This window comes from Balneola sp., assembly GCA_002694685.1.
Taxonomy (GTDB): Bacteria; Bacteroidota; Rhodothermia; order Balneolales; family Balneolaceae; genus Gracilimonas.
This window is the reverse complement of the sequence record NZMW01000001.1, coordinates 866622-880064: the sequence shown is the minus strand read 5'-3', so window position 1 is coordinate 880064 and position 13443 is coordinate 866622. Positions and strand designations below refer to the sequence as shown.

Below are 13443 nucleotides of genomic sequence, written 5' to 3'. Positions count from 1 at the left end.
GAGGAGTAAAGATTGTGAAAAATTCTTCGCCCAAAAAAAAGTCGCTTAAAGAACCAGGCCCTGTGTTCGAATTAAACTGGGATACAAAAGAGTCTCGAGATGCGAACCTGAAATTCATTTGCGGTAAGCTAAATGAAAATGTGGTTAGCAATACCGATCAGAATTCAGAAGAACCCGAGAACCAAAATGCAATAAGCGAGGGTGCCCACAAATCTGATACGGATAATATTCCCAAAAATGTGAACTATCTTTATCCTCATCCAAGCAATAAACTTAAAACGAAGCAGCACAGTAAAGAGTCCAAAAAAGGGCTTGATGGTATTAATAAAAGTATTGAGTACAGCTTTAGTTCGCCGTCTGGTTTGGAACAGGTCGGTGACCCTTACAAGAAATTCATAAAAGCTGTAGAGCTTAGTCCATCCATCGTGTTGATCGTGGATCGGCAGGGAATCATTGAATTTGCCAATACTAAATTTCTGGAAACCTCAGGTTATCTGTTAAACGAGGTTGTTGGAAAAGGGCTGGAATTATTTAAATCTGATTATTCCACCATCAATAAGTATAAAGAACTCCGTGATGCTGTTTTTAAAGGGGATAAGTGGGAGGGAGAACTGGTCAATAAAAAGAGAGACGGCGAATCGTTTATCTTTTCAGCATCTGTAAGTCCAGTAGAAAACGACTTTGGTTTTATCACAAACTTTGTAATTCTGGGTCAAGATGTAACTCCTTTTCGCGAAACGGAAATGAAGCTTAAATCTGCAGTTGAAGAGAAGACGGTATTATTATCTGAACTGCATCATCGTGTTAAAAATAACCTGGCTATTATCTCCGGGCTGATTCAGTTACAGGCATTTAACGAGCCTGACGAGGCCGTACAATCAAAGCTACTATCAAGTGTGGGCCGGGTTCAAACGATGGCTTCTATGCATGAACTGTTGTACGAGTCTGGAAGCTTTTCGAAAGTAGATTTTGGGCAAAACGTTGCGAAGATTGTCAACTCAATTGGCAAAATGTATTACGAAAAGAATAAGCAGATTACGGTAAATATGGATATTGAGCCCGTTAAGCTTAATATTAATCAAGCTCACCCATGCTCACTCATTTTAAATGAGGTGATTACAAATGCTTATAAGCATGCTTTCAACTCCATTGAGAAATCTGGAAGTGGAAAAATACATATTCAGATTTATACCCAAAAGAAGAGCATTTATATTTCGATTGTAGATAACGGGATTGGTTTACCCTGGGATCTAAAAGCAGATATCGAAAAGCAATCACTTCATCTTGGAAGTACATTGCTAAATACATTGGTAAGTCAGCTCAATGGATCTTACCAATACACTTCTGATAAATACGGAACAACCTTTACGTTAAATTTCAGCAGAGAAGACATTAGAGGAGCCGCAAACGCCGCTTTCGTATAACCAATCGTAAAGCAGTTGCTGGCTGGAAGATCATACAAACTAAGCTGATAATTGGATGCCAATTGTCAATATGTTAAGATCTTAAACACTTAAACACTTAAACACATGTATTGCCATCCGTGTTTTGAAGTTGAGCTGCCATTAAAACTCATCCATGTTCAACTTATATCAGAAAAAAGAAACTGAGGTTAGTCAGTTCCTTATGAAAGTGTGGGGTCAGAATTAGCTGAAGAATTACACGTTAATATCTTCAATTAAGTTTTGAAGCCTTTCTTTATAAACCGTGTACATGGTACCGGTATTTTTGTTATCGCTTACAACTTCATTGAGTTCTTTAAGGTGAGATTCAGCCGTTTCAATTTCCTGGACAAGATCCTGGAAAGTAGTTGAGAATGATTTCGCGTCATCGTTCATGCGTGCGACTTCTACCTTGCCAGTGATATGAATGAATCGAAGTACCAGCAGGAACCGCTCTATTTCTTTAACACCGTTTAGAAGCTCACGCAAATAAGCAGGCACTTTGCCAATGCCATCATGAATACTATCGAGGCGAGGAATGAAAGCATCATATAAAAGATCAGTAACTTTATCAGAGTTTATAAGCGACAGGTCTTTCTCGAGTTTTCGTTCTTCTAACTCTAACAGAAAATCAATGGTCATTTCTACCTGTAATTTTGCAGATATGATATCAAAATTGAGGCTTCCAATCAGAGCACTTAGCTCGTGAATATTCTGTTTCATATTGATGAGTCGTTTTTCCCCATCAACGGATTGCTCTCCCATCTTTTCAGCTACCACAGACAGGGATAAATCTTCCTGATCCAGCTTTGAAGATCCAATCTGAGCATTCAAAGAAAGCAGCATAATGGATCGGGCAAGTTTTAAGATATAATTAGAATGACCAACTAATGAGTTATGAATATTTTTGAGGTTTTCTAACGATAAAACCAGCTCATTCAACAATCGCTCTACTTTTACCAACACAGGAGGGATGACGTTCTTATCAAGATTATTATGAGTAGAAACAGAATTCTTATTTAAAGTCTCTTCACGGTTGGTCATTTCACTTTGAAGAGCATTCCACATAAACTCTTCGTAGTCATCAAAGCCTTCTTCTTGTAAAAGATTAAGTAAGTAGGCCTGAGCTTCATGCATGGCTAATTTCTTGTCACCCGAATCGCGCTCTTTTTTCTTCTCAAACTGAAGTGTTTTGGCATAACAATCTTTGACCTTTTCAAACAATTCACTGCCGGGTTTTAGCCTCACAGACAGATACCCGCTTTCACAAGGAAATGCTAAAGCCATTACCCAGTAATAGGAGCCATCTTTAGCCATATTCTTTACATAGGCAGCAACGGGTTTGTTGGCTTTCAGAAAATCCCAAAAAATATTAAAGACAGCACGCGGCATATCAGGATGCCGTACCAACTTATGCAGTTGGCCAATCACATCTTCTTGCTCATATTTGCTAATTCGTACAAATACTTCATTCGCAAAAGTGATATTTGATTTATGATCGGTAACCGAGAAGAATAGCTCCTCATATTTAAACGGACTTTCCTGATTAATAGGAATGGGCTTTTTTGCGTCCTTAATTTTTTTGACGGGTATCTCTTCAGTTATCATAATTCTTGTTGGTAATAGTTATGTGAATTGACTTGAGTAAAGCTATTTGTACTTATCGTCAATTTGCCGATGAACATAAGTTTTACTTTCCGGGAGGGATGGGAAAACAAAAAAAGCAGGTAAAATGTGACTTTCACCTGCTTTTAAATTCTTTGAACGGAAGTTTTTTCTAGTCAGGGAAGCAAATGCAAAATTGTACTCCTTTCCCCAGGTCGTTTTCTGAAAGAAAAATTATGCCATCAAACTGTTTTGTGTAAAGAAGCGCCAGTGTTAATCCAATACCCAGGTTATTTGCTGTGGTTGTGACAAATGGGTTAAACAGGTTTTTCGCTATTTCATCCTGTATAACTGCACCATTGGTGGTCACTGTAATGACCCTGTTAGATTCAGCTTTTATAGCAATTTCTTCACCTTTGGGAGTGTGGTCGATTCCATTTTGAACAAGGAGCGACAAAATCTGTTTCAGGTTTTTAGCACCACAGGCAAATTCAGTCTCTTGAGTTGAACTTGAATAAGTAATGCGCGTTCGAACGCCTTCAGCGTAAGTGGTTTTGATTTGGTCTACAATAGAACTCAACCCTGCAGACTGAGATTCCTTTTCATCAGCTTTTGTGGGAATATGATACAACACCTCAAGGTCATCCATCATATCATAAAGGTGATTCATGCCGTTTTCAATAGAGTCTATATACTTTTGTGGAGTATCACCCTCTATATGATCTTCCAGAAGTTCCAAGTAACCGGACATACCCGTTAGTGGGGAGCGAAATCGGTGGAGCATGACGGCAATCATATTTTTCCAAGATTCTAAAGTCTCCGTACCAGGAAAGTGTTTAGGTTCTTTGAACTCTACCAAAATGTAGCTGTTTTCTTCCCACTCAAAATTCTTTTCAGTAAGGGAAAACCAACGGGAGTTTAGAAAAGTTAATGGCAGTTCTGAAAAATCTTTAGCAACAACCTCAATAATATCATCAAAAGCTTCACCTACAAGTTTTGGGTTCTTGAAGTAAGTCCTAGCTGTTTCATTTGCATAACAAATTCGTCTGTTATGGCTGTCTAAAACTATAACAGGAGAGTTGATACTGTCTTTATGTAGCGCCTGGATGATCTTCATCAGTGAATGCTCTGGTATTTTACAATAGTAACCATCATGGGTATTAAAAGCATCTTCTTGGGTTACGTAATTTGTTGAACTGAGGTTAAGTTTCATGTAACTGTAAAATCTTACTTGGGTTAATGTGATAAAAAAATTATCAGCGCTTATCTGAACTTCTTAAGAAAAGAGATGCAGACGGAAAAATTTGCCTTCAAGCGGTCATTTCTACTCCCAACCATCTGTATAGTTCCTTCTAAATCGCTTTCTGCTTTCAATTTTTAAAGAAATTGAGTGATGGCATACCAATTGCTTTTAACGGAGCAAGTGATTTTGTAAACAAAAGAAAATTTTCAATGAACTTTATAGATAGTAATCACAGTAAAATGTTAGGTCAGGCGATGGATGCTTATTCACTTCGTCAGAAAATCACGGCCTCCAATATTGCCAATGCTGATACTCCCGGATATAAAAGGCATGAAGTTGTTTTTGAAGATGAACTTCAGCAGGCCCAGCAGATCAATGGAGTACGAGGCATGAAAGATGTATCCGGCTCCATTGTGAATACAGAGCAAAACGTTGTGCTCGAGGATGAAATGATAGAAATGGCTGATACACAAATCCGGGTGCAACTGGTTGCCCGATCCCTTCGCCATCATTTTAACCTTCTGAGATCTGGAATTACCGGAATTAACAGATAAAACTGAATCTTATGCTACCTGACAGACTTTCTTCAACTTTTCAAACAGCAGCGCAAGGTCTTGCTTTACAGCGCGAACGTATTGCGGTTGCTTCACAAAATATCGCTAATGCGCAAACATCAGCACCCAAAGGGTCTGATGCTGTTTATCGGCCAAAACGAGTGCAAACTTTAGGCCCGCAACAAGAACAATTTTTAGATGTGTTGTCGAACAGCGTTTCTTCACTGAACGTGACAAATCCACAGCACATGAGTACTGATTTAAACGGCCCGGGCTCTGGAGGAAAAAACATCGGNCTTGGCCCATCATTCCAAGTTGCGGAGCGGGAGAGTTTTAGATACGAATACGATCCCCAGCATCCAGATGCGGATGAAAATGGAATGGTTCAATATCCGGATATAGATATGGTTCGTGAAATGACCGAAATGGTTAGTGCCAACCGGTTATATGAGGCGAACCTAAGCAGCATTGAAGCAGAAAAAGAAATTATTAAACGAGCACTAGAGATTTAATCCATGAATAGCATCAATTCTATATACACCCAACAACAAACCGGACAGGTAAACCGAAGCAGCTCGTTGCGGGAAGCAGCGGGTTCAAACGATCTCCCGAAGCTGACTCAGGATGAATCTTCTTTGATTAAGGAGAAATTCACTTCTGATAAAGCGATGACACTTTACTCTGTAGATGGGAAAATGAATCAGCATCAGTTTTCGCGTGGCTCCAATATAGATACAAGAATTTAACGAACTCATAAGAATAGTAGATCATGGCAACACCAGTAGAACTTAGTGGCTTACAATTCCCCCAGGATATTGAGGTAAAGCCAAAGCATTACGAAATCGAAATTGATGGTATAGAAAACTCCTTTGCCGATATGCTCAGTGATGCTATCAGCGGAGTAGATAATACAATGAAAGCCTCTGAGCAGAATATGCAAGATTATATATCCGGAAAAACTGAAAACGTGCACGACGTCATGATCTCCATGCAAAAGGCCCAGTTGAGTTTCCAGATGATGATTGAAGTGCGGAACAAAGCGATCGAGACTTACAATGAAATTAGCAGAATGCAAATATAAAGGACCTGCATAAATGAATAATTATTTAGAAAGTTTTCAAGAATTTTTTGGTCCGTTAAGTAACGCACAGCGCGCAATGTTTGTGGGCTTGATGCTGGTGGTTCTTACCATTATTGGCGGGCTTTTTTACTGGTCTCAGCAAGAAGAAAAGGTATTGCTTTTTGGTTCTTTGCAGGCTGAAGTGGCCCAGGAAATTGTTACCGAACTTAACAATCGGGGCATTAACTATGAACTACAGGAAGGCGGTAAAGCAATCTATGTAGCAAGCGATAAAGTTCATGAGTTGCGTCTGGATCTTGCCCAAACAAGTGGCGGACTATCGGATGTAAAAGGCTATGAGCTTTTTGATACCAACGCGCTGGGTATGACCGACTTTATGCAGCAGGTTAACAAAAAGCGAGCTCTTGAAGGAGAATTAGCCCGTTCTATAAATAGCCTTGAACAGGTTGAATTTTCACGTATCCACTTGGTTCTCCCGGAGCGATCTCCTTTTGAAGAAACTTCTATTGAGGCTTCCGGTTCAGTTATTTTGAACTTGAAGAAGGGGCAAGCTCTAAAGCCAGAGCAGATTGAAGGAATTACAGCACTTATTGCAGGTTCGGTAGAAGGGCTTGAATCCGGAAATGTAACGGTACTGGATCAGGCCGGAAATCGCCTGACTGATGAGATCGATTATGACTCTGAATTTTCTTTTGGATCCACACAAATGCAGCTTCGCCAAAAGACAGAAGCTTATTTGACGGAACGTGGTCAGTCCATGCTTGACCGTGTATTAGGAGCCGGTAACAGCATCCTTAGAGTTTCGGTAGAACACGACTTCGACAGGCTTGTTAGAGAATCAGACTTAATTGACCCTGATAGCCGAACGATCATATCAGAAGAGAAAAGGGAAGAGACGAATAACGATGAGGTGATGGAGCCTATACCTGCAAACCAGCGAACAGTCAACCAACAGGCTGGCTCGGTTGTAGTGGCAAGTAATGATAATGGCTCGACCGTGCAAACCAGAAACTATGAGGTAAACCGAACTCGAGAAGTTTTTGAAAAGACACAAGGCGAGTTAAAGCTCGTTTCTGCCTCAGTGTTGATGAACTATAAGCAGCGAATCGATAAAAATGAAGATGGTGAGGACGTAGTAATAAGCGAGCCTTACTCAGAAGTTGAAGTAGAGGAATTCAAGGAAGTAGTTAAAGTCGCTTTGGGTATTCAGGACGACCGGGGCGATCAGCTTACAGTAAAACAGGTTGAATTTTTTGATAAGCATCCTATTGATGATGCCGATTTCTTCAGCGGTCAACCTGCACTGAAATTCGACATACTGCGATGGTCATTAATCGGTATCACCTTTATCGTGATCATTCTGTTGATCAATAGCATCAAGAAGAAAAACGGTGTTGATGGTATGAAGACTGTAAGCACGTTCGAAAGTGGTGACCAAATTGAAGGTACTCCTGAGAAAAATGCTCTGCCTGGGCAAAGTAGTGCCTCTAATCAACTAGATGGAGCTGGAACTGAGGGTGGAGAGCTGCCTGAGGGATCGGGAGAAAACAAACAGCTACCACAGAAGAAATACAACAAAGAAGAGATTGTGAACTTTGTGGAATTGAAACCAGCAGAAGCCGCACAAGTGATGCGGGCAATGATATCATCCGAAGAATAATAACCTAGAACTATGGCTGCGACAGCAATTAAGACAAAGAAACCCGGCGTTATTGAAGATATCTCAGATTTAACGGGTCCCCAGAAGGCGGCGGTATTTATCATGAGTATCGGAACCCGAACGGCTGCAAGTATGATGAAGTCGTTGAATGAAAAAGAAATCGAAAAGATAACGCTGGAATTAGCGAAGATTAAAGATGTAAAGAGTGAAATTGTAGATGCCATTCTACAGGAATTCTACACCTTGATGGAAGTGAAGGAGTATATGCTTAAAGGTGGTGTTGATGCTGCTAAAGATCTCTTATCGGAATTGGGAGACAGTGCAAATTCTGAGAAGATGTTGAAGCGGTTGAAGGCACAATCTGGTAGTTCGGTATTCGATGAATTCCAGCAGACAAAGATCACACAAATAGCATCCTTTATTCAAAACGAACACCCGCAGGTAGCTGCCCTGATTTTCTCACAACTCCATGTTGAAAAATCGGCTGAGATTTTAGGATACCTCAATAAAGAACTTCAAACCGAGATCGTGTACCGCCTAGCGAGTATGGATAAAATTTCCTCTGAAGTCATTGATGAAATTGAAGAAGTGATTCAGGAGCACATGGGCGGCATGGATACTATTGGAGACCGTGTTAAAAGCGGAACTAATATTGTGGCTCAGATTCTTAACGGATCTGATATCACCGTGGAGCGTCATGTTCTTGATAACATCAAGGAAAGAGACGAGCAGATGGCAAGCGATATTAAGGAGCAAATGTTCCTATTCGAAGATATCCTGCACTTCGACGACCGTACCGTTCAGCTTATCATCAACGAAATGGAGAAAGCCGATATGGTTATGGGACTTAAAGGAGTGGAAGAAGCACTGGCCAACAAATTCCTTAAAAACATGTCGAACCGAGCCGCAGATATGCTTCGAGAAGATATGGATGCACTTGGTCCTGTACCGCTGAAGGATGTGAAAGAAGCACAGCAGCGTATTATTAAGAAGATCAAAGAGCTGGAAGAAGACGGTCAGATTTCAACCCGTAAGATGGACGAAGAAGAGGTAGTTGAGTAAGCGATGAGAAATCAGAAGGTCTTACAAAACAATCAAATTAACTGGTTTGATGAAGGCAGTACCCGCCTGAATTACCAAATGATATTTAATGAGAATAACACACTAGAGGAAACCGATGAGTACCCCGAAGAATCAGCAGATGTTAATGAGTTACTTGATGAAAGAGATGCCAAGTGGAGAAGAAAAATCGAACAGGTTCGCGCTGAAGCTTACGCTGAAGGATTTGATACAGGCCGCGCTGAGGGCGTAGAAGAAGCTCGTTCTGAGTTTGATGTAAAGTTTGCTGCTATTCGCGAAGCACTTGATGCTGCTCAACTGGAATGGCAGAAACGTCAGGAATCATTAGAGCCGGGATTGATGGATTTGGTTTTTGAAATTTCGGAAGCCATTCTTGGAATTCCGGTCGAAAATCCAGCTATCCGTAAAACTCTGGATGAAAAAGTGGGATCTCTTCTTCAAAAAATGGATGAGCAATCTAAGCCCGTACTCAATGTTTCAGAAAGTGATATGGAATGGGCTAAAGAATTGAAAGAAGACTTTTCGAAAAGCCTGACGCTCAATATTCAGACTTCAGAAGAATGCCTGCCGGGTGAATTTATCCTCGAGTCTAATGAAGAAACCTTGGTGCATAGCTTCCAGGGACTGTTACAAGATTTTAGAAAAGAGCTAGCCCTTCCATCATGGAAATAACAACCCTACCCACTTTAGAAAACCACTACCGCTCTATTAAAACCAAGTTGAGTGGTGAATTCTCACGGGTAAAACGCTATGGAAAAGTCTCTACTATAATCGGGACTATTGTAGAATGCTCTGGTCTGGAGGCTTGTGTTGGTGAAGTTTACGGTATCCACACGGTGACGGGTAAAATAGTACAAGCAGAGGTGGTTGGCTTGAAAGAAGGCCGCACACTGCTAATGCCTTACGACAGGGTAGTGGGAATGAAAGCCGGCTGCAAAGTAGAATCGCTAGGTCAATCTTTGAACGTGCCGGTTGGTTTCGAAATGTTGGGTCGCGTAGTAGATACCAATGCGGAAGCAATTGACGGAAAAGGCCCTATTCGTGTAACCGGACAAATGCCCGTTCATAACGATCCTCCGGCGCCTTTAGATCGTGCACCTATTGATGATATTATGTTTACCGGAATTCGCGCTTTGGACGCCTTAAATACAGTAGGTACCGGGCAGCGAATTGGTCTGTTTGCGGGTTCGGGTGTGGGTAAATCAGTCTTAATGGGAATGATTGCCAAGCATTCTTCCGCTGACATTAATGTGATTGCTTTGATTGGTGAGCGTGGTCGTGAGGTTCAGGAATTTATTCATGACACTCTGGGTGAGGAAGGACTTGCCCGATCCATAGTTGTGGCTGCTACTTCCGACAGTGCAGCGATGAGCCGAGTAAAAGGAGCATTTACCGCTACCGCGATTGCAGAATATTTCCGCGACCAAGGAAAAAATGTCCTCTTGATGATGGATTCTGTTACCCGTGTTGCCATGGCTCAGAGAGAAATTGGGTTGGCATCGGGGGAACCACCAACAACCAAAGGGTACACTCCAAGTGTGTTCACCATCCTCCCAAAACTACTTGAAAGACCTGGTAAAACACACAAGGGAAGCATCACTGGATTGTACACGGTATTGGTAGATAATGACGATATGAACGAGCCAATTGCAGATGCTGTAAGATCGATTTTAGACGGTCATATCGTGCTTTCACGCCGTTTAGCCCATAAAAACCATTATCCGGCTATCGATATTTTGGAAAGTATTTCGAGGGTGATGACGAAGATTGTAACTAACGAACAGCGCCAAATTGCGATGAAAGCCCGGGAGCTTTTAGCTACCTATCGAGAGGCCGAAGATTTGATCAATATTGGAGCTTATGTGAAAGGCTCGAATCCAAAAATTGATGAATCCATAAAAAAACATCCGGGTTTGGAATCATTTTTGATACAGGACTTAAACGAAACGGATTTCAGTGATGATCTCTGGGAAACGCTAAAGAAAATTGTTGAATAAAAATCACGGAAGATATTTATGAAGTTCAAATTCTCTCTTGCACCAGTTCTTAAAGTTCGCGAGCACCAGGAAAAAATTCAGAAGCAGAAGCTGGCTGAACAGGTTTCAAAGAAGCAAAAGATCAGTGACTTGCAAAACGAAGTTCAGGGAAAGCTTAAGCAGTTCTTGAATGATTCTGAAGAGCAGACCGCAGCGTCTATCCATTTAATCCGCCAGCGATCTATGCACCTGGAACAAGTTCATCAAAAGATGGAGAAACTGAATAAAGAATTAGTTCAAGCTGATATCACGGTATCAGAAGAGCGTGAAAAGTTAGCCTCAGCACACAAGAAGCTGCATATCCTTGAGAAGGTAAAAGAATTTGAAAAAGGCTTGTTCTCTGAACAGGCTGCTAAAAATGAGCAGAAGTTCATGGATGAAATTGCAACCCAATCATTTAGCCGTTAACCAATGAATAAAGGATTAATCATAAAAATTGCCGGATTTATTGTAGTCCCCTTGATCATTATGGTCGTGGCCATGTTTTTCCTCTATCCATACATCAACAAAGAAACGTATCAGGATATAGTGGAGACGCAGGAAGAAAAACTGAATGCTGAATTCGATGCGATGACTTCACAAGCTTCCAGCGATATTGATACAATGACGGTAGTAGCTGATTCAATGGAAACGATGGATTCTTTGGTTGTAGCGGTTGATACCGTTGACTACAACTCACCAGAGTTCCTTAAGGAAGAAAACAAAAACCTTCATGCATTTATCGACTCCCTCATCATTCAGATACAAACTCTTAAAAAAGAAAAAGCAGAGATTGAAGAAGAGGAGCCAGAAGAAGTAGCTGGATTAACTTCGGAAGAATTTGCTCAGCGTATTAAAAGTCTATTGAATCTGGAAGAAGACGATTTAGCTCCAATACTTGATAAGATGACGAGCGAGCAACTGGTACGATTATATACAGGCGGCGGAACCATTCAGCGAGAGAAAATACTGAGATCTCTGAGTTCTGATAAAGCTGCAAAACTGATGACGGAGATTATGCTATGATAAAGCAGATGATGTCATCTTCAGAGAATAAGCAGGCTGGTTTGGGTGTAAATATCACCAAAGGAAATACAGCTGAGGATCAAAATGCGAAAGGGATTTTCGGTTCGATATTGAACTCTATTCAAGACTTTACTAAGAAAGAGGAAGACAGCAAAGACGCATTTGGTGAAGGTCTTTCTAAGGATGAACAGCAAAAAGAACAAGCAGTTGTTCAGGAAGCTGTAGTGAGCCAACAGGCCGAGCAAAAGAATGTTGGTCAGGAGATCAGTACTGATGCCCAAGAGAATCCTGAAGAAGCAGTTCTAGAGGAAGTAAATACTCAGCCTGCATTTTCCGATTCGGAAATGAAAAGTGAATCAGTTTCAAAAGAACCTATTGTAAAACAAGAAGAGATAGCTCAAGAGGGAAATAAGGTAGTTAAAACAGGGCTTGAAGGTGAAAAAAAAGCAGAGCAGGAACTCCAGGTAAAAAAATTACCTAACTATGAGGTCGGTTCTGATACTGCTAAAGAAGGGTTAAAGTCTGCAATAAAGACTGAAACCTCGAATCCTTCAAGTTCTGAATTACCTATTGAATCCGAATCAAAAGAGGTGTCAGGTTCCGTTAAGATCAAAAGCGAAATAGAGGTGCCAATTGAGGCTGAGGAATTGAAAAATCAGTCTGCACCAGCCAAAGCAAAGACTGAGATTCAGGAAGAGGTTTCAGCCGATGAAATCCTTGAAAAAGCTAAAGCAGCTGAGGCTGAAAGGACTTCTACCGAACAAAGAACAGTGGGTGATGTTCTTCAAAAAGACAATCAACCTAAGATAGAAAAACAGGTTGGGGAGCAGTCATTAAAAACAGAACAAGTCAGAAATGATCAGCCTTCAGGATCTAAAACAGATGTGCCTTTAGTGGGTAAAGTGATTTCTGAACAGGCCACTGAAGTGACAAAGAATATTGACGCTGTTCAAGAGATTCAAACCAAGAAGGTGGAAGAACTTCAGGAGAAAAAATTCCGACAAATTTATTCATTCTCTGCCAGACAAGAATTGAACACTGAAAGGCTTGAACTGGTGACAAATACTACACAGTCAGAACTCACCACGGCTTCTCTCTCGAGATTTGAAACAGCAGCGGATTTTCTGAATGCCAAAGTAAAAGGCAGTTCAGCGGGAATGCTTAGCGAAGAACAGGAACTGCTGATCAAGAATAATTTGAAAGAATCCACCGAACTTCCAGATCAAAAAGAAGCTTCGGCCATGCAGTTCATGAGGTTAGGTGAAATGCCTATTTCAAACTTTACCATTAAAAGATTAGTGATGCCCGGGTTGTCTCAGGCTGTACAGAAAACCGTTTCGGCTGGCAAAGCAATGCCTGAAACTTGGCAGAAACACAGTTTTGAGCTGGAAGATGGCAACAGTATTCAGCTATCGACACGGGAAGTAGATGGTGTGATTCAGGTGAAATTGGCTTCATCAAATGTAGAGCTTACCCGCCTGATGCAGCAATATGAAAAAGAAATTAAGGAGTATCTGCAGCAGGATTGTCAGATCGATGTAAACTTACAGTTTGATGGTGGAGAAGAAGGGCAGGAACTGGCAGGTTTCTTTGGTGATCCTTCATCATCCGGGAAAAAAGGAAATAGCAGTACAAGGGGTATGAATTCTATGATGAATTCCCCAAAAGACAATGAATCTAAGATACAGAAATCAGTCCGCCGGTTTGGGTATAACCAAATGGAATGGACAGCATAAA

At 41.0% G+C, this 13443-nt stretch carries 14 protein-coding genes; 12 read left to right on the top strand and 2 right to left on the bottom strand.

The features are described from left to right. Window positions 1-14 precede the first annotated feature (14 nt). Entirely contained in the window at window positions 15-1424 is a 1410-nt protein-coding gene (locus CL667_03850; GenBank protein ID MAL16824.1) for a hypothetical protein, read from the top strand. Window positions 1425-1658: 234 nt separating this feature from the next. On the opposite strand, the gene CL667_03845 is transcribed toward CL667_03850, so the two are convergent. Continuing rightward, window positions 1659-3050, bottom strand: coding sequence for a hypothetical protein (locus CL667_03845; GenBank protein MAL16823.1), 1392 nt, complete (start codon window positions 3048-3050; stop codon window positions 1659-1661). A gap of 169 nt (window positions 3051-3219) precedes the next feature. Beyond that, a complete protein-coding gene (locus CL667_03840) occupies window positions 3220-4260 on the bottom strand; it encodes a hypothetical protein (protein MAL16822.1) in 1041 nt (346 codons plus the stop codon). Between the two features lie 239 nt (window positions 4261-4499). On the opposite strand from CL667_03840, the gene CL667_03835 reads away from it, so the two are divergent. The 11 genes from CL667_03835 (at window position 4500) to CL667_03785 (ending at window position 13442) form a co-directional block, all read left to right on the top strand. After that, the gene (locus tag CL667_03835; GenBank protein MAL16821.1) at window positions 4500-4844 is read left to right on the top strand and encodes a flagellar biosynthesis protein FlgB; all 345 of its coding nucleotides are present in this window, start codon (window positions 4500-4502) and stop codon (window positions 4842-4844) included. 11 nt (window positions 4845-4855) lie between these two features. Continuing rightward, window positions 4856-5356 carry a flagellar basal body rod protein FlgC gene (locus CL667_03830; protein MAL16820.1) on the top strand — a complete coding sequence of 167 codons (501 nt, stop codon included), beginning with the start codon at window positions 4856-4858 and terminating at the stop codon, window positions 5354-5356. A 3-nt stretch (window positions 5357-5359) separates the two neighbouring features. Next, window positions 5360-5590 (top strand): hypothetical protein, encoded by a 231-nt coding sequence (locus CL667_03825; protein ID MAL16819.1) that lies wholly within the window; start codon window positions 5360-5362, stop codon window positions 5588-5590. Window positions 5591-5613: 23 nt separating this feature from the next. Then, window positions 5614-5925: a flagellar hook-basal body complex protein FliE gene (locus CL667_03820; GenBank protein MAL16818.1), complete on the top strand. Its 312-nt coding sequence runs from the start codon at window positions 5614-5616 to the stop codon at window positions 5923-5925. A 13-nt stretch (window positions 5926-5938) separates the two neighbouring features. Continuing rightward, window positions 5939-7585 (top strand): flagellar M-ring protein FliF, encoded by a 1647-nt coding sequence (gene fliF, locus CL667_03815; protein ID MAL16817.1) that lies wholly within the window; start codon window positions 5939-5941, stop codon window positions 7583-7585. 12 nt (window positions 7586-7597) lie between these two features. Further along, window positions 7598-8647, top strand: coding sequence for a flagellar motor switch protein FliG (fliG, locus tag CL667_03810; protein ID MAL16816.1), 1050 nt, complete (start codon window positions 7598-7600; stop codon window positions 8645-8647). 3 nt (window positions 8648-8650) lie between these two features. Beyond that, window positions 8651-9337, top strand: a complete 687-nt coding sequence (locus CL667_03805; GenBank protein MAL16815.1) for a hypothetical protein — start codon at window positions 8651-8653, stop codon at window positions 9335-9337. Beyond that, window positions 9328-10662, top strand: coding sequence for a hypothetical protein (locus CL667_03800; protein MAL16814.1), 1335 nt, complete (start codon window positions 9328-9330; stop codon window positions 10660-10662). The genes CL667_03805 and CL667_03800 overlap by 10 nt, the downstream gene beginning before the upstream one ends. Before the next feature lie 18 nt (window positions 10663-10680). Further along, complete coding sequence (gene fliJ, locus CL667_03795; GenBank protein MAL16813.1) at window positions 10681-11109, top strand: flagellar export protein FliJ; 429 nt, start codon at window positions 10681-10683, stop codon at window positions 11107-11109. Window positions 11110-11112: 3 nt separating this feature from the next. Then, entirely contained in the window at window positions 11113-11706 is a 594-nt protein-coding gene (locus CL667_03790) for a hypothetical protein (GenBank protein ID MAL16812.1), read from the top strand. Then, window positions 11703-13442 (top strand): hypothetical protein, encoded by a 1740-nt coding sequence (locus CL667_03785; GenBank protein ID MAL16811.1) that lies wholly within the window; start codon window positions 11703-11705, stop codon window positions 13440-13442. Before CL667_03790 ends, CL667_03785 begins: the two co-directional genes overlap by 4 nt. The last annotated feature ends 1 nt before the right edge of the window (window position 13443 follow it).